Annotated in this window: 12 protein-coding genes and 1 other annotated feature; of the genes, 4 read left to right on the forward strand and 8 right to left on the reverse strand. The window is 36.1% G+C overall.

Annotated features, from left to right (window positions below):
* Nucleotides 1-9: 9 nt before the first annotated feature.
* From KHA87_RS10475 to KHA87_RS10485, 3 genes are all read right to left on the reverse strand, one after another.
* Nucleotides 10-1,668, reverse strand: coding sequence for a GspE/PulE family protein (locus KHA87_RS10475; RefSeq protein WP_213093997.1), 1,659 nt, complete (start codon nucleotides 1,666-1,668; stop codon nucleotides 10-12).
* A gap of 9 nt (nucleotides 1,669-1,677) precedes the next feature.
* Nucleotides 1,678-3,021, reverse strand: coding sequence for a VanW family protein (locus tag KHA87_RS22415; RefSeq protein ID WP_213093998.1), 1,344 nt, complete (start codon nucleotides 3,019-3,021; stop codon nucleotides 1,678-1,680).
* Nucleotides 3,022-3,108: 87 nt separating this feature from the next.
* Nucleotides 3,109-3,855: a hypothetical protein gene (locus KHA87_RS10485; RefSeq protein ID WP_213093999.1), complete on the reverse strand. Its 747-nt coding sequence runs from the start codon at nucleotides 3,853-3,855 to the stop codon at nucleotides 3,109-3,111.
* A 110-nt stretch (nucleotides 3,856-3,965) separates the two neighbouring features.
* Here KHA87_RS10485 and KHA87_RS10490 point away from each other — a divergent pair, with 110 nt between their 5' ends.
* Genes KHA87_RS10490 through KHA87_RS10500 form a run of 3 tightly spaced genes read left to right on the forward strand, consistent with a single transcriptional unit; the run spans nucleotide 3,966 to nucleotide 7,124 of the window.
* A complete protein-coding gene (locus KHA87_RS10490; protein ID WP_213094000.1) occupies nucleotides 3,966-4,469 on the forward strand; it encodes a type IV pilus modification PilV family protein in 504 nt (167 codons plus the stop codon).
* Entirely contained in the window at nucleotides 4,411-5,052 is a 642-nt protein-coding gene (locus KHA87_RS10495) for a PilW family protein (RefSeq protein WP_349305568.1), read from the forward strand. The genes KHA87_RS10490 and KHA87_RS10495 overlap by 59 nt, the downstream gene beginning before the upstream one ends.
* Nucleotides 5,053-5,054: 2 nt before the next feature.
* On the forward strand, nucleotides 5,055-7,124 hold the full coding sequence (locus KHA87_RS10500; protein ID WP_213094001.1) for a right-handed parallel beta-helix repeat-containing protein: 2,070 nt from the start codon (nucleotides 5,055-5,057) through the stop codon (nucleotides 7,122-7,124).
* A gap of 70 nt (nucleotides 7,125-7,194) precedes the next feature.
* Here KHA87_RS10500 and KHA87_RS10505 read toward each other — a convergent pair whose 3' ends face one another.
* From KHA87_RS10505 to KHA87_RS10520, 4 genes are all read right to left on the reverse strand, one after another.
* Nucleotides 7,195-10,029, reverse strand: coding sequence for a vWA domain-containing protein (locus KHA87_RS10505; protein ID WP_213094002.1), 2,835 nt, complete (start codon nucleotides 10,027-10,029; stop codon nucleotides 7,195-7,197).
* Nucleotides 10,030-10,164: 135 nt separating this feature from the next.
* Entirely contained in the window at nucleotides 10,165-11,865 is a 1,701-nt protein-coding gene (locus tag KHA87_RS10510; RefSeq protein WP_213094003.1) for a sensor domain-containing diguanylate cyclase, read from the reverse strand.
* Nucleotides 11,866-11,979: 114 nt separating this feature from the next.
* Nucleotides 11,980-13,263 carry a bifunctional folylpolyglutamate synthase/dihydrofolate synthase gene (locus KHA87_RS10515; protein ID WP_213094004.1) on the reverse strand — a complete coding sequence of 428 codons (1,284 nt, stop codon included), beginning with the start codon at nucleotides 13,261-13,263 and terminating at the stop codon, nucleotides 11,980-11,982.
* A 202-nt stretch (nucleotides 13,264-13,465) separates the two neighbouring features.
* The gene (locus KHA87_RS10520; RefSeq protein WP_213094005.1) at nucleotides 13,466-16,111 is read right to left on the reverse strand and encodes a valine--tRNA ligase; all 2,646 of its coding nucleotides are present in this window, start codon (nucleotides 16,109-16,111) and stop codon (nucleotides 13,466-13,468) included.
* Between the two features lie 53 nt (nucleotides 16,112-16,164).
* Nucleotides 16,165-16,400 (reverse strand) — a binding site (T-box leader).
* A 192-nt stretch (nucleotides 16,401-16,592) separates the two neighbouring features.
* On the opposite strand from KHA87_RS10520, the gene KHA87_RS10525 reads away from it, so the two are divergent.
* The gene (locus KHA87_RS10525; protein ID WP_213094006.1) at nucleotides 16,593-16,784 is read left to right on the forward strand and encodes a hypothetical protein; all 192 of its coding nucleotides are present in this window, start codon (nucleotides 16,593-16,595) and stop codon (nucleotides 16,782-16,784) included.
* 70 nt (nucleotides 16,785-16,854) lie between these two features.
* On the opposite strand, the gene ysxE is transcribed toward KHA87_RS10525, so the two are convergent.
* A complete protein-coding gene (gene ysxE, locus KHA87_RS10530; protein ID WP_213094007.1) occupies nucleotides 16,855-17,889 on the reverse strand; it encodes a spore coat protein YsxE in 1,035 nt (344 codons plus the stop codon).
* Between the last annotated feature and the right edge of the window lie 116 nt (nucleotides 17,890-18,005).

The following is an 18,005-nucleotide window of genomic DNA, read 5'->3' on the forward strand; positions in this document are numbered from 1 at the left end:
ATTCCTCACCTATTCTGTATTAGCAACCCTTAATACTTCTTCTGTCGTCGTAATCCCTTGCTTAACCTTGTACAAACCATCATCGATGAGAAAAATAGTCTTATTCTTGAATGCCAATTGCCGCATATTCGAAAAGCTTTCATTATTCATGAGCACTCGACGCATTTCATCGTTTATTTCTAAAATTTCATGGATGGCAATCCGTCCACGATAGCCTGTCATATTACAGGAAGAACATCCGCGGCCGCGAAAGACCTTATCGATTTTCATATTTCTTTTCGCAAAAATCTCCACTTCTCTTTTGGTAGGAAGTTGTTCCTCACCGCAATCCCGGCAAACACGCCGTACAAGCCGTTGCGCGATAATCCCGCTTATCGAGGTGGCAACTAAAAAAGGCTCTACTCCCATATCTAAGAGTCTCGTAATGGTACTTAAAGAATCGTTCGTATGGATCGTGCTTAAAACTAAATGCCCAGTTAAAGCCGCACGTATCGAAACCTCTGCAGTTTCCTTGTCACGAATTTCCCCCACCATTATGATATTTGGATCCTGTCTTAATATGGATCTGAGTCCAGTGGCAAAGGTCATACCTATATTTGGATTCACCTGAATCTGATTAATACCCTCTAATTGATATTCAACCGGATCTTCAATCGTAATGATATTTACTTCTTCACGATTTAAATGGTTTAAAGCAGCATATAGCGTTGAGGATTTCCCAGATCCTGTCGGGCCAGTGATTAGCACGATCCCTGATGGATTTTCAATTAATTGCTTAAACCTTTGAAGATGTACTTTATTAAATCCTAATTGATTAACATCGTTCAAGGAACTTGCCAAGTCTAAAATCCTTAATACGATCTTTTCTCCATATACTGTCGGAAGGGTAGAAACCCTTAGATCAACATGCCGAAAATCCATACTTGTTTTAATCCTTCCATCCTGCGGAATACGATGTTCGGTAATATCGAGATTTGCCATAATTTTGATTCTAGCGGTTAACATGCTTTGCATATTTTTCGGCAAGGTTCTTTCAGAATGTAGGATACCATCTATTCGGTAACGAACTACTAGTTTCGTTTCTTGTGGATCAATATGAATATCACTTGCTTTTTGCGAAACGGCATTGGAGATTAATTGATTCACCATTCGAACGATTGGGGAATCCTGATCCGTTATGGTTTCTTCTTGAACAGGTTCATTATCGATAGTAGCTTCGAGATCCTCGAACCCTTCTTCTGAATTGTAATGTTTATTAATCGCCTTTAAAATATCGTCCTTGGTTGCGATGGCGGTTTCGATTTGAAAGCCTGTTGATAGCCTCAGGTCTTCCAGCAAATAAAAATCCATTGGATCTGCCATTGCAACAAATAAGCGATCCCCTTCTTTTCTTAAAGGGATAATCAATTCCTTTTTGGCTACTTCCTTTGGTATCAAGGTAAACAGCTTTGTATCAAATGGATAACGGTACAAGCTTACATGCGGAATGCCAAGCTGGAACTCTAACACCTCTATTAATTGCTGTTCGGTTACAAAACCGTGCTCTAAAAAGACTTCGCCTAGCTTTTGACCAGGCTTTTTTTCCTTTAAGGCAGTCTGTAATTGTTCTTCTTTTATTAATCCTGCTTCAACGAGCAAATCACCTAATCGTTTTCTCGTCTGCTTCATGCCTGCTCCCTACTTTTGTCCAAGATTTTGATTGTTTTTGCTGGAATTTGTATCTTGATTACTTGAAGTCTGATTATTTTTGTCATTATTATCTTGCTGCTGTGAATTAGAATCACCTTCTGCAGTAGTTTCACTTTGATTATCGGTCACATTATCTGCATTTCCGCTTTCCGTTTGACCACTATCGGTTAAAGGAGTCTTCAGAGGACCATATACTCTTACAACAGGACTAGGAGGATAGAAATCCTCACCTATTATGGTGCTTTCTAATCGTTTACCTGATTGATTACGAACTTCCCGCACCATTTTGATTAAAGTACCGTCTTTGCCATTTTCTTTTGTCACATAAGAGCCTTCTGCCACAAATGGACTGTACTGTTTCACTAGTTTCGGCGCGAAAGTTTGTTTATCTTTTATAAAGTAACGGTATTGATAGACAAAAGGCATGCCTTTTAAGCTAGCATACAAATTGTTGTCTATCATTTGAAGCTCGATAATATAACTTATTTTATTTGGATTTGCGAACGTAAAATCTTCATGAAAAGCAGGATCCACTTTCGCCTCATAACCTAGATTAATATAATCGGGCAAGCTTGTACTTTGATTTCTTTCTATTATAGAAAAATTGGTTTGTAAAATAAGTTCATACATTAACGAGGAAAGAATGCTTAAATCCTTCGCAGATGCTTCGGAAAAGTTTTTACTGCGAATCAAATCAAGCACGGAGAACTCAGAACTTTCATTTACTTTTATATTAGAAAATTTATTTATGAATGCTTTTATTCCCGCTGAAGGTTTAATATTTTGATGGAATGCCTCGGCAACAATAGTTTGGTACTTTGAATCTGATACTAGATACTGATCTAATGAAATATCGAATGGATCTACAGCTAATGCGGTAGCTCTATCTGCTAATATAGTTTTCAAGAGAGCCTTATTAATAGTTGCAGGATTTAAGCTAGGGACATTTTTACTTATTACCTGATCTAGCTTGTCATCCGCAATACTTACAGAGATAGGTTTTTTCATCCCGCTTTTTAAATTTGCCATCGTATGATTAATATCAAATTGAAAAAGGGAGTGTGGGTCAACCTTTACACTTACCTCCATATAACGAAGCGTACATTGAAAACTATTTTCCCATTCATTGATTTTTTCCGTTAACTCATTTCTTGCTTCTGCTTTTGATTTCCCACCAAGCTTTAAAGGTCCAATCATTGTACCGTCTGCAAGAACCTGATCATGATTAGAAATTGATCGATAAGCCAATGCGCCATAATGTGAAAAAGCAAGAAGATATACTGTGCAAAGAGTTAGCACAGCAAAAATTTTTAACATGTGTTTGTAGTTCACATTCGACGCTCCCCTCATAACTGTTCCAGTTCCATCGATAAATTATCTCTAACAAGCTGTACCATAATAATATCCGTTCTTATCTATTTATTTTGAGCCCTTTTCTTCCAATTCTATGTATGGTATGATACCATCTTCTTCCACTTGGTCTGATTCATTTGATTCCAATAAGAGATCTTGATTAGTATTAATGTCTAATAGTTCTTCCCAATCTTCTTTGTCCTCACTTGAGGCAGATATCTCATCCAGTACCAAATTTCCTTGCGTTTGTTCGATATCTTCTAACTCCATAATCCATTTTTCCATTTCACTTAGACCCAATTCATTAGCTTGTTCTTCTTCATGTGTTAAAGGCAGATCATCTAAAATTAGATAATCCTCCACTTCTTGAAAGTCATCTGTATGTTGATTCAAGAAAAACTCTTCTTCCTCCAATACATTAGGGGACAAGATTTCCTCCATGTCCTCTACCGTTTCCATGTCCAAATCATGTAAGGATGATGGATAGGTGGCCTTAGTGTCGACATCCACCTTTCTTCGCTTTTGTTCCGTGGCGAAATCTAATGCAATATCCTTCATTCCCGAATTGCTTGTAACCGTCCGATTGGGAATTCTTTTCGCCAATATATATGAAAATAGTAAAAGCAAAAGAAAGAAAGATAGAATCAATTGCCAAGATTGAAAAATACGATCCGCTAATATACCAATACTCGCTACGAGTAAAGCAATGATTACCATTAACCCCTTCTCTTTTACACGAAAACCGATTGGTAAAAAGTACATAATGGGCAAAAGGATGATAAGTCCTATCATTCCAATAATTCCAGTAACCATTACATCACTCCTTCACAAGTGTATAGACCTATAAAAAATGTCAGAAAAAGTCTGATTTTGATTAAATATATTGTATAATAAAGTCGAGGTTTTTGAAAGAAGGTGTTGGGTTGAAAGCAATAAAATTATTGCGGAAACAAGAGGGTTTAACATTAATTGAAGTTTTGTTATCCATTACCATTTTATCAATAATTTTGTTTTCTTTTATGAGATTTTTCCTACAGGCGGGAAACTTTACAAATTTAAATGAAAAAAAGACCGTTGCAGTTAATGTTGCCCGAAATGTATTAATGTTTATGAAGCAGCAAAGCTTTATTGAGATTAAAGATAAAATTGCCAAGCTACCAGAAGAAAACGGGCATTTTAATCTGTATATTTGCGACAATAAATATCAATATTTCAACAATACAGAAACACCCCTCACCTCATGTAAATCCATTCAAATTAATAACGAAGACTATAAAGTATCTCTATACTCTAATTTGGAAGATTGCAAGGCTGAAGGAAATTGTAACTACTATATCCCAATTACAGTAGAAGTGCGGTGGAGTATACGTGATAAAATCTATAAAACTACGATTGATGGAACAATTGAAAGCGAAGATCTTCGATAATAGAGGCATTACTTTAATAGAATTATTGGTGACTGTTGCTATTTCAGCGATTTTTATACCTGTTATTTACGGTACATTTATTACTGGGTATAAAGTGTACGAAAAAATTTCAATCGAATCTCAGTTACGTGATGACGCAGATTACATATCCTCTATGATTATGAATTCCCTTTATTCCATGCCCTTTAATGAGATAACTTCTTGCGATGGATCAAAGGATGATAATTGTTTCGAAATTAAAAATACAGTAGAAACCCAATTAAAAGGAGCGGGTGATAAAGGCTTCATTGATGTGGAAAGAGGAAAAAAGAGTACAGAAATTAATCAATTAAAAATACAGCTTGTGCCGTTTGAAAAAGACGGAATAACGTTACAAGGAATAAAAATTGGAGACCAGCTTCTCACAACCCAATCAAACTTCAATGGTTCAAAATTTATTATTCATTGTGGAGATGAAAGCTCCAATGGAGTATGCACAGAAGGCGGTACAATCGAATTACAGCTTCAGGTATCTAATAATAGAAACAGTAAAAATCTTCATTTAAATAGTGACTTTGGTTTTTATGCCAGAAAGGGGAACTAACAATGTTCACCAATGAAAAAGGAAATACTCTCATTACTGTTTTACTTACGACAGTTGTATTTTTGACAATTGGTCTTGCGCTAGTATCTGGCACGATAAACGGATCCAAAAGAACAGAAGTACGAAAAACAGATATTCACATTACCTATGATGCCGTAAAAGCCATTGATCAAATAACAACTGATTTATCGATTGCTTTATCTTCTGATGCTACTCTTGCCGTGGACAGTCTTACTCCTGACAGTATAAACAGCAAACTAAAGTCCGTGTTACCTAATATCGTTAATAAAAATATTGATTTTCCATCATTTGAATGTATTAATATCGCTGATACTACTGGGGATTCGGTCCGCTATTTATTAAATAATACATGTAAAAATGAAAAAGGAGCTATTACTCAAACGTATAAGCTGGATGAATCGTCCACCTTAACTAGAGCATTAGAAATTATAATAGTTACAAAAACACCGAACGAAAGCGACGGATATATTTCACGTACGATACGAAAAAAAATAATAATTTCACCAATGCCCAGCTTTTTAAAATACGTGGCAGGTACGAAAAAGGAGCTTGTCTTAAATGGCTCACCCAATTTTATAGGAAATGTATATGCAAATATATTAACGATTCATAAGGATGCAAACTATGAGCTTGGGAACGGCACGAAATTATCTGTTTCCACTCCTTTACCGTCCATTCATGGGGATATTTATTCTAATTCTCCTTCTATTTTACCTGTATTAGTAAAACAGAACTTTTATAATGGAGAGGTTCCTGCTTTAAAAAACGACAGTCAATTTGCTGATATTAATTTTGATGAGGCATTTAGAGACCAGGTTGATCAGTTTTTTACAACAGTTGGATTTTCCGGTATGCAATATGGCGATATTGGTAGTTCATTAAAAAACAGCATTATTAACCAATTTCAATTAGATAAAATTTCAGATGTACCTGATATATTGAAAAACCAACAATTGAATGCTGAAAATCAAATAACCTCCACCGGAAATTTGCCGAAAAGCGCATATAAATTAATAGATTTTAATACAGAAACACCTTTAAAGGTTCCAGGCACCCTGATCGTTTCTAACACTGATCAGGATATACAGTTAAAGGATCTATATGTGAATGGAGACTTATACGTATATTCAAATAAAAATATTAGTCTAAGTAATATTGTCGCTTCAGGAAATATTTATTTAGAAAATTCAAATGGGAATATCACAATAAATGGAAATATATATGCAGCAAATTCCATAGTTATTAATAATTCACAAAGCTTATCTATTACTGGAAATCTTGTATCCGCAAATGATTTATCGCTTATAAACAGCGGAAATTCCCTTGTTCAAGGAAATTTATTAGCCGGGTACAATCTTTCTATTGAAAGCAGCCATAATTCGGTGATAACAGGAAATATGTTTTCTGGTAGTAATATGAGCTTAAAATCGATCGACTCATCCCTTTCCATTAACGGGACACTGCTTTCAAATGGGAACTTTACTGTGAAAGGAAATAACAATGACAATGGCAAAGAGGACGATGAAGTAATCTTTGATTCGGTAGTTTATGCAAACGGAGCAGCTACAATTTCCAATGTAAATATTTTAGGAGCCAACCAGAATCAAAAAGAGCTAATCTTGTTGTCAAAAGGTAAGCTCATGATTACGAGGATGAATGAATTTAATAATTATACAAATGAACAGGAGGTGGCAGGAGATAATGGACTTCCTCCCAATTCATCGAATATTAAACCGCTGCAAGCTTTCTTTTATACAGAACAAAATGCTGAGCTTTATGGAGTCGGCTCCCTATTTTATATAAATGGCGGGATATTTTCTGCCGGAAATATTATAAATGAACAAGATCAAAATAATCAGCTTATAATAAACGCAATACGTGGTAGTGTTAAAAGCATAGATGAAGTTAGATATAAAAATGAAGCGGATCAGCAAGGGCATTTTTCCAGATTCATTGTAAACTATGACAAAGAGGTTCTATTAAGAAAAATTGATGCACTGCCTAAGGTTAAAACGTTAACTCTCTATTCAGATGACCTAATTATTAAGTAACCTCACTATCAGCTTAATATTTCAAAAAAAGGAAATGCAGCTGCCTGCATTTCCTTTTTCATTATTCACTCTACCATTTCCCATCCGAGTCATCAGTAGAGCCTCCGCCGCCATTATTTGGCTGTACTACTTCAAATACAGCAGTATCGGTGATAGCAGGGTTATCATCTGATATGATTTTAATGGTTGAATAACCAAGCTTATTTGCTTGTAGCCACCATGTACCATCCGCTTTCTTCACTATCTGAATAACACTGTTAGAAGAAGAAGTAACATCTCTAAGCCATTTATTTGTAGCATTATCAGGAGTAAATAAAATATTTGGCAAAATCGGAATATTATCACCGAGCAATAATGTATATTTGGCTTTTGTAAATCGCATATCAAGAAGCTTGACATATGGGTTCTTGACTATAATAGGAACTTCAACATGAATATTGGAACCGTCGGTTGAATTTATTATCAGCTTTGCAGTTCCTTCACGAACGCCTAAAATACTATTACCATTTATTGAAGCATTTGAATTAGAAATAGACATATTAAGATTCATGTTTAATGCATCATTAGGTACAATAGTCACGGTAAAGTTGACTGATGTTCCCACATTTACTTCTATTGGATTTGGTGTAACGGTTATACTTGTGATCTTCTTATTGATGAAAATAAACTTTTTCACTGCTTCTGGATCACTAGTAAATCCGCCTGTTGTTCGCACATCTACCTCGACATTTCCGTAGAAGTTGGCTGGTATTGGAATGGTATCGCTCGGATTAAAGCTTGTCCAATTCGTGGTACCTGTATCAGATATTATTTTGTATTCATAAGCTACATTTTTACCGGCCACTAAATTGGTAATATTAAACTGAGCGGAACCCGATGTTGATGAACCATCAGGCAAGATTTTTCCTGTGGCTGTTTCAGACATTTGAAAATCAGTTTTCAGATAAATATATCCTTTTGTATTGTCTGAATAGGTAATTTCTATTGTTTGATTATTGTTTTTCAAATCCATTCCCATAATAGGCTTATTAGATATGTTCGGTGTTTTCTGATCTGTTTCAGCAATAACAGCCTGGGTATTTGATACTACTTTTTGTACCTTTCCACCATAATCACCAATAAAGCTGTAATCTGAGCCATCAATATGAACTTTCATCCCTACCATTCCGGTTGATGCAGAAAGTGACAATTGCTGACTACCGAAACGGGAATCATTGTATTGTAAATTTGCAATTGGCATGGCTGTATATGACATCGCCCAATTTGCCTGCAAATTAATAGAAAAGGAAAATTCATTTGTGCTAAAGCTTCCTAGTGCATATGTTATTGATTTTGGAATGGTTATCTGGACAACTCTTTGTCCATTTTGATTGATTTCTTGAGCAGTAGCACCAGTTAAGATAGATGCTCCACTTAAAATATTCACTTGTGAATTGACTAAAGTTATACCAACAGGAAGCGGTTGGTATATCTTCATTCCGGAAATGGTTCCACTTGCCGTTAAATTAAGCAAGCCAGTCGGATTTAATGTGTACTTCACAAAGAATTGGTTTCGCTCCGTATTTGTTGATCCTAATTTCACTAAGCTTTCCGGAGGAAAAAACTGATTACCTACTAATTCAACTGCACTACTGAATGTAGGAGCAACATCCTTCTTCACATCCACTGTAACAGGTACATGTTTTTTCTCCACTTGCTTTCCATTTAAATCAGTATAGGACAAATTTATATCATCAAAAGTATAAGTTCCCTCTTGACTGAACGTAAGTGGCAAGGAAACATTGATTCCATTTGGGGATGGATTACTATTGATTGGATAGCTAAAGTTAAAAATAATATGAGCAATATTGTTGCTGTCTACAAATGCATTTGCCCCATCCTTCACCTTCACTTTTCCGTTAAACTTGCTTAAATCGACAGTAACCTCACCATTTATTGCCGGCGCATCAAATTGAGAAGTGATTCCTGTAAATAAACTGGTCAAGCTGTTAGTGTTCCCTTGTGCTGCAAAACCGCCTGTTTTCTTAGCCATAGAGTCTAGGAGTTGGTAATTAACATCTCCTGGTTTAGCAAAAGCGATGCTGTACATCGTAATTTTATTAGCCCCTAGAGAATCGGCCGTATTCAATGCCTCGCTGTTAATCGTACTTTGAATTCTAGTGTAATTTGTATCTAATACAACACTAGATCCCTTCTTATTATTATAAAATCTCTTAGCTGTATGGTTGGTATATAATTCGTAATTAACAGTTGTATAATATGGCGTTTTATATGAATTATCCGATACTAATTCAGTCTTTTTAAGTATGGTAGGTTCACCATCAGTAAGTAAAATGACATATTTTTTCGTTTTAGTCACAGGTGATGTTTGGTCTAATATTGACTGTAAAGGCTGTGTATAGTTGGTTCCTCCGTTACTTGCAGAATCTAAATATGGAACAATGCTTTTAATATTAGCAAGACCTTCAGAAGGTTGGATTACTACATTTCCGTATCTACTATAAATTACCTTTCTACTAATATCTGAGTCAAAAGGTATAAAATGATAAGAATCATTTGATTGAGAATTATTACTAAAGAAGTCTACTGCAGTAGAAAGTGCATTTTCCGCACTGGTAGCCTTCATTGCACCATTAAAGTTATCGGCCATGGAACCTGAAGTATCATGAACAAAGTAAACTTCAATCGGCTGCCTCTGTTCATTTGTGGCCATGCCTTTTGGAGTGATGCTAATATCCAATCTTCCCTCAGCATCACTATTAACTGGCTTTATATATTCTTTTGCTGATGGTTGAACGGAAAAATCAATATACGGCCCACTCGTCGCAGCGCTTATTCTATGTAATTGGAAGGGCAGAAATAAAACGAATAGAAAAGTTACAACGAAAATAGCTTTTCTTAGCATAAGGCACATCCATTCTCTTAGATATTTATTAGAAACAATCTATTATTTTACCATTATAACAATTTGCCTAATACTATTGTAGTACTCTAAGCGGATAGATGAATATTATTAATGCTATTCAGATTAAAACAAACTCTACTTCACATACTCCGCCACTCGATTTTTCCCTGCTCTTTTTGCACCAATATAAAGGGCACGATCAGCATGTCGAATTAGTGATAAGGCATCATCAGCATCAAAAGGTGCAGTTGCCACACCAATACTAACCGTTATATTGATACTCACTTGAGACATGTCATTATCCAATGAATTCGTAATCATAAAAGGACGGTTGGCTATGGTCAAACGGACCAGTTCTGCAAGCCTCATGGCAGCATGCTTATTAGTATCTGTGAGCAGGATGACAAATTCCTCTCCGCCATAACGTGCAACAGTTCCCCGATTGCCAATTAAGCTTTTAATACGCTTAGCCATCATCGAAAGAATTTCGTTTCCGCTTTGATGTCCATATGTATCATTAATCATTTTAAACGAGTCTATGTCCAGCATAATAAGTGATAATTCCTTACGAAATCCTTTATTTAACAGTTCAAATTCATTTGATAATAGATTATCAAAATAGCGATAATTATATAATTTAGTTAAAGAACAATGTTCACTAATCATCTTCGTTTGTTCATAATGCCTTGCATTTGAAATAGCGACGACAAAATAGGAACAAAGAATATCTAAAATTGGGAGTTGATATTTTTCATACTGCCCGCTTTTAGTGGATGCCAAAAACAGTACTGCTTCGACTTTCTTTTCCTTGAAAATAGGAACACATAAAATACTTTCTGCATTATCGGGCATATATCCAGAGGCGAAATTTTCCCATTCCTCTCTACTATTATAGAAAACTGGTTTTTCATTAGCCCAAACTTGACCGCTGATTCCTTCATACCTTTTGATTGGCGGAATAATATCAGGCTTTTGAAGTCCAAATTCCACGCCACGCAAAAGTACCATTTCATCGCCCATTACGTCTAAAATATATGTATAGTCTACCGTTAATGTTTGGGAGACCTTCTGAACAAATAGATCCAGAACCTCATTAACCTCCAGACGCTCTGTTAATTGGTGGCCAATTTCTGCTGCCTTATGTAAATAATCATTGATTCTTTCAGAAGAATTATATAGTCGCAAAACATAGCCGAATCCCATAAAAGGAAAGAATATTAACAGAAAGCCGGCATATCCAATAACTCCATTTAAGTAATATAAAGTTATGCTTAGAGGCACCACGATACATATAATCATTATTTCCCATAAAAAATCTAAGGCAAAAAGGTTTCGTTTCTTCCCCACAAATGGACCGGAAATTACTAGAAATAACTGATTAATAAATACATTCGCGATGGCATAAATAATAATCGGAAGAATATTATCATGAAGAGTTGTGAAACCTGTTTCCCCGCCAATTGCATAATAAAGCAGACCGCTTAAGATAGAGATCCCAAAAAACATAATAGAATTAAAAGGATAGCGGTATGCTTCCTCTTTTTTCACCTTCAGAGAAATTAACACTACAATGATGGAAAACTGAGTTAAAATTAGTTCAAAAAACAATCCATAGGATAAAAGCCCCGCCATAGTAACCCATTGAAACATATAAATAGGGTTGGAGCTAATATTAATCGGAAAATACGATACAATTCCTGTCAAAATGCAAAAAGCAGCAATAACTAGAAAGCTTACATGCTTTGGAGGAAAAAGATGATAGGAATAATAAACACCAATTGGAACAACAAGTAGCCAAAGTACTATCGTAATCGCCAATTTTTTATCTATTTTCATCTTTTTCACCACCTTTCGCATAGTAAATAAGTCACAATGTTCTAAAATATTCTATCAAACTGGATATAGAATGTCACTATTTTCAGAGAATATTTTCTATTAAAATATTACGAATTAAGAAATAATGTTTTTCAAAAATGGTTTTATTTCCGCCAAAAAGTAGAGAGACCCGCAAATGATAAGCATTTCATTGTTATTCAAGCCTTTGATTAAATCAGTTAGAATTGGTTTCCAATCAGCATAGGCAGTTCCGTTTTCTACCTTGCTTAATTCAGCAAGTTTTGCTGCCGATTCAATTCGTGGCGATTGAAATTGTGTAAAATAAAAATCTGCCTCTAGTTTCCTTAGCTCCACAAACATTTTTGTTAATTCCTTATCCCTTAATGCCGCAAATAATACCTTTTTCTTTTTAGTTGAATATCGCTTATTAATTGCTTTAACCAATGCTTCAACACCTTCAGGATTATGGGCTCCATCTACTAATATTAATGGATTTTTTTGCACAATTTCCATGCGCCCCGGCCACATGGCATTTAATAATCCTCTTCGCACAAACGCCTCATCAATATCTAAAAGTACAGAAACCATGACCGCTAGTGACGCATTTTTCGTTTGATGATAACCAATCATTCCAATCTCCAAGTCTTTAAGGGTTCTATCCTTTACAGAAAAGCAAAAACTCTCCCCTGTTTCTATCGAATGATTCTCTCCTACTTGAAAATCACGGCCAAGCACGTACATAATTGAATTCATTTTTTCTGCTTTTTCTTCTATAACAGTCAGAGCCCCATATTGTTCTACTGCAGTTATGAGAGGAATATTCTTCTTAATAATCCCCGCTTTTTCAAAAGCAATTTTCTCTACAGTATCCCCTAAAATATTTACATGATCTAAACCAATATTGGTTATAACTGTAAGTATTGGCTCTAGTATGTTTGTGCTGTCTAATCTACCTCCTAAGCCTACTTCAAAAACAGTATAGTCAACAGGATTCACCTTGGAAAAATAGTAAATTGCCATAGTGGTAATCACTTCGAACTCCGTCAATGGCCCAAGCTCTGTTTCCGCCAATTCCTCCACTAGTGGTTTTATAATATTTACAAGATCCATCATTTCACTATTGGAAATTGGAATGCCGTTTAAACTAATTCTCTCATTAAATGATTCAATCGCTGGTGATGTGAAGGTTCCAACGGAATATCCAGCCTCATTTAATATGGAACGTATATAGGTTACAGTCGATCCTTTACCATTCGTTCCGCCTACGTGGATGACTTTTAAATCCTTTTCTGGGGATCCAAGCTTTTCCATCATCCATTTCATGCGATCCAGTCCCGGCTTCATGCCAAACTGCAGACGTGACAATATCCAATCTAACGCTTCTTCATATGTATTCATTAACACTACACCTTCTTTTTAAATCGCTGATTTCGTATATCGCTATAAATCCTCGTATAGTCGTAGCTCGGGGCATCTTTTCTTATGAAAGTTACAGGTCATTACAAAGATTTCGTCTGTAAGAGCAACAAAGTTTAAGAAAAGAGCCTTAATAGAGGGAAGACGAATCCCATAATGTGATTCGCCTTCTTTATCTTACTTATTATTCCCCTTTTAATTCTGCAATTCTAGCTCTTACCACAGCTTGTTTTTCCAGATAATCCTTTTCTTTCGCGCGTTCTTCTTCCACAACCTTCTCAGGTGCTTTGCTTACAAACTTTTCATTGCTTAGTTTCTTCTGAACTCGCTCCACTTCCTGTGTCCATTTATCCAATTCTTTTTGGAGACGGGCAAGTTCTTCGTCAATGTTGATTAAGCCTTCAAGTGGAAGGAAAATTTCCGCTCCTGTAACAACAGCAGTCATTGCTTTTTCGGGAGCTTGTAATTCTACATCTATTACTAATTCCTCAGGATTACAGAAGCGCTCAATGTATGCTTTGTTAGAATTTAAGGTTTGCAGAACCGTTTCATCCTTCGCTTTTATCACCATTTTAATCTTTTTGCTTAGCGGAGTATTAACCTCTGAACGTATATTACGAACGGAGCGTATAATTTCTACTAAAAGCTTCATTTCATTTGCTGCTTGTTCATCATGGAGGTCTTGATTCACTTGTGGCCAGCTAGCAACGGTAATAGAATCGCCTTCATGAGGAAGGTTTTGCCAAATTTCCTCGGTAATAAACGGCATGAATGGATGGAGCAGTCTCATTGTATTGTCAAGTACATAAGCTAAAATAGATCTTGTTGTCTTTTTCGCTGCTTCATTTTCACTGTATAATGGAAGCTTAGCCATTTCAATATACCAATCACAGAAGTCATCCCAAATGAAGTTATATAGGGCTCTACCCACTTCACCGAATTCATATTTGTCAGCGAGCTTCGTTACACTTTCAATTGTTTCATTTAAACGAGTAAGAATCCATTTGTCCGCAACAGATTTTTCCCCAGATAGATCAATTTCTTCAAAGGTTAGCCCATCCATATTCATTAGGGCAAAACGCGATGCATTCCAAATCTTATTTGCAAAATTCCATACGGATTCAACCTTTTCCATGCTGAAACGCAAATCTTGGCCAGGAGAGCTTCCTGTAGAAAGGAAATAACGTAAAGCATCTGCACCATATTGGTCAATTACATCCATTGGGTCAACACCGTTACCAAGGGATTTACTCATTTTTCTGTTTTGATCATCTCGAACAAGACCATGAATTAATACGTCTTTAAACGGCCTTTTACCTGTAAATTCCAATCCTTGGAAAATCATTCGAGAAACCCAGAAAGTTAGGATGTCATAGCCGGTAACTAATGCATTTGTTGGGTAATAACGTTTGAAATCAGCAGCTTCTTCATTTGGCCAGCCCATCGTTGAAAACGGCCATAATGCAGAACTAAACCAAGTATCCAATACATCATTATCCTGCTCCCAATTTTCAATATCTTGCGGTGGTGTCACATCAACATAGATTTCCCCAGTTTGCTTATGGTACCATGCCGGAATGCGATGTCCCCACCATAGCTGCCTAGAAATACACCAATCGTGGATATTTTCCATCCAGCGCAAATAGTTATTTTCAAAGCGTTCTGGAACAAAAGTAACTTTATCCTCAGTGCTTTGTAATTCAATTGCAGTTTTCGCAAGTGGCCCCATTTTAACGAACCATTGTGTCGATAAATATGGTTCTACAATCGCATCACTGCGTTCAGAATGTCCAACGGAATGCAAGTGATCTTCGATCTTAAATAATACTCCTAGCTCCTGCAAGTCTTTTACAATTTGTTTACGGCACTCGAAGCGATCCAATCCTTCGTATTTACCAGCATTTTGGTTCATTGTACCGTCTTCATTCATTACCAGGATACGAGGAAGATTATGACGATTACCAATTTCAAAATCATTCGGGTCATGTGCAGGTGTAATTTTTACCGCCCCTGAACCGAATTCCATATCCACATAATCGTCACCAACAATTGGAATTTCACGTCCTGTAATTGGCAGGATTACCGTTTTACCAATTAAATGCTTGTAGCGGTCATCTTCCGGATGAACAGCAACTGCAGTATCACCAAGCATCGTTTCAGGTCTTGTTGTAGCAATTTCGATAGAGCCTGAACCGTCTGCAAGCGGGTAATTCATATGATAGAAGGCTCCTTGAATATAATTGTAGATAACCTCAATATCAGAAATAGCTGTTTTAGTTGCAGGATCCCAGTTAATAATATATTCGCCACGGTAAATGAGACCTTTTTTATACAATGTGACAAATACTTTTTTAACCGCCTCAGATAAACCTTCATCAAGGGTAAAACGTTCACGGGAATAGTCTAATCCAAGCCCCAATTTTGCCCATTGCTTGCGGATAAATTCTGCATATTCTTCTTTCCATTTCCATGACTCTTCCAGAAATTTTTCGCGTCCAAGATCATAGCGGCTTTTCCCTTCTTCGCGCAATTTCCCTTCTACTTTTGCTTGAGTAGCAATACCTGCATGATCCATTCCTGGAAGCCATAAAACATCATAACCTTGCATTCTTTTCATTCTAGTTAAGATATCCTGCAGTGTTGTATCCCACGCATGGCCCAAATGAAGCTTTCCAGTTACATTCGGAGGCGGAATCACAATCGTATAAGGCTCCTTATTCAGATCGTCCTTTGCTTCGAAAAACTTTCCGTTAGTCCACCAATCATATCGGCCTTCTTCCACCAACTTTGGGTCATATTTCGTCGACATCTTTAAATCATTTGTTTCCATTTTGTTTCCTCGCTTTCTTAAAAAGTACCGAAAAAATAAAAAGCTCCCATCGTCAAAAGGACGAAGGGAGCGGATTCGCGGTACCACCTTTTTTCACAGACATTCAGAACAAACATCTGGCACTTAAAACTCATAACGGCTCTTCACCGGCTTCAATTACTCCTAATGTTTCACTGAAGCTGCTCATGGGCGACCTTCTGATGTGTCATCACTTAGGAAATATTTCAGCAAGTAATTTCCCTCTCTTTAAGGAGACAGCCATCGTACTCTTCCCAATCAAAGCTTTTCAAATTATTATTTTCTATATAGTATCGAAAATTGATGGTTATAGTCAATTATTTTTTCCTATTTTATAAAAAATATTTAAATTCATTATTTCTAGCTCATTCCATACGGATCTTTCTTCCGAAGTGTTAGGCATAATCACCATTTTTCCCTTCTCTCATACATTATATGGTATAAAGATGGGGAAGGTGAGGAGATGAAAAAAAAGTTCAATCAACATACATTTCAATCCTGGATGAAAACATGGAAAGGAGTTTGTAAGCAGCTAATCATTCCCTTTGCAATATTCCAAGGCATTCGCACTATACTGATTCCTACAACCTTTGATGTATTGCTTTTAGCAATCTTTATATTAATCGCTCTTGCTTTTTATTTTGAATGGTTTTAAGTTTTATGTAAAGGAAGCCAAAATAAAACTAGTACAATACTTTTTAAGCAATTGATAGAACCCAACCCTTTTAATCCTTAGGCTTGGGTTCCGCTTCTTGCTTTGCGCGATTTTCCATTTCATTCATTCTGATTACAATATATTCTGTATTTTTTAAGAGCCAATAATTATATTGCAATTCCTTCACGAATTTAATTTCTGTCTTTTTTGTTCGTTGAAGCCGATATGCCTGCACGGTTCTGAAAATCGGGCCGGGATGTGCTAAATAGCTTAAAAACAACAATTTTTCTTCCTCACGAAATGGAAAATGTCCAAAATAAGTATATAGCCAGTCAATACATTCATCCATTCTCTTTGGATAGGTTTTCAACGTTCGGGATAAAAAAGGCAATAAATCCTGTAAGGGAGAAGCGATCTTCGAGTTTTCAAAATTAGAAAAGTAGCCGTAACCTCTATCATCATATAAAAAATGCTCCGTTGATATTTTTCCATGTGTAATTACCGTTCTACCCGTTGTAACCTCTTTGGAATTTTCATACCACTCCGTAAGTTTTTGTTTGGCAAAATCATGTGCTCTTCGTATATCATTATTAAACATACAAAATAGTAATTCGAAAGGAGACATATACCATTTCTTTTCACTAGTTTCTAAGAACTCTGTTAAGAATTCCTCTTCTCTTTCCCACTCATCAAGTGTATTTTCAAAATGAGCTTTCCGCTCTTCCGCTTCAATTTCTATATTTTTCATGGACAAGGTATGAAGTCTGGCGAGTTCCCGAAACATCTTTTGGTGCTTTTCATTTCTTTCCTCTTTTTCTTCATTTGAAAGCCAAGGCATCAAATAATATAAATAATTTTGCTGCAGGATAGCGTACCTGCCATCCAAGGTGGGATAAATGGGAACGATGCGATTATATCCTCTTTGATATAACAGCTGCACATTACGGACAAAATCGATTCCGCTCTGAGGAAGAATTTTTTTCAGTGCATAAATTCCATTATCAGAATATATTTTCCAAGTCCTTCCGTATTGCTCCACATATTTTGCTCTTATCCCATATTGATCCAATATTGCTGTTCTTTCTTCATTTGAAGAATCTTTCATTTCACCACCTGCTATCCAAAAAACGGCTATTCGCTTTTTCTATTGCATCCTACTTTTGAAGGTGGGATAGGTTTGAAGGTGAGAAAAAAGCTAAAAATCCTCACCTTCAATTTTTA

Origin of the sequence: Bacillus sp. FJAT-49736 (genome assembly GCF_018343615.1) — a bacterium.
In the GTDB taxonomy this organism is placed as follows: domain Bacteria; phylum Bacillota; class Bacilli; order Bacillales; family Bacillaceae_C; genus Margalitia.

Bases quoted from the DNA above. Each gene is read 5' to 3' on its own strand.
- KHA87_RS10505 (WP_213094002.1), bottom strand. From the start codon at position 10,029: ATGCTAAGAAAAGCTATTTTCGTTGTAACTTTTCTATTCGTTTTATTT.
- KHA87_RS10520 (WP_213094005.1), bottom strand. From the start codon at position 16,111: ATGGAAACAAATGATTTAAAGATGTCGACGAAATATGACCCAAAGTTG.
- ysxE (WP_213094007.1), bottom strand. From the start codon at position 17,889: ATGAAAGATTCTTCAAATGAAGAAAGAACAGCAATATTGGATCAATAT.
- KHA87_RS10485 (WP_213093999.1), bottom strand. From the start codon at position 3,855: ATGGTTACTGGAATTATTGGAATGATAGGACTTATCATCCTTTTGCCC.
- KHA87_RS10525 (WP_213094006.1), top strand. From the start codon at position 16,593: ATGAAAAAAAAGTTCAATCAACATACATTTCAATCCTGGATGAAAACA.
- KHA87_RS10510 (WP_213094003.1), bottom strand. From the start codon at position 11,865: ATGAAAATAGATAAAAAATTGGCGATTACGATAGTACTTTGGCTACTT.
- KHA87_RS10515 (WP_213094004.1), bottom strand. From the start codon at position 13,263: ATGAATACATATGAAGAAGCGTTAGATTGGATATTGTCACGTCTGCAG.
- KHA87_RS10475 (WP_213093997.1), bottom strand. From the start codon at position 1,668: ATGAAGCAGACGAGAAAACGATTAGGTGATTTGCTCGTTGAAGCAGGA.
- KHA87_RS10500 (WP_213094001.1), top strand. From the start codon at position 5,055: ATGTTCACCAATGAAAAAGGAAATACTCTCATTACTGTTTTACTTACG.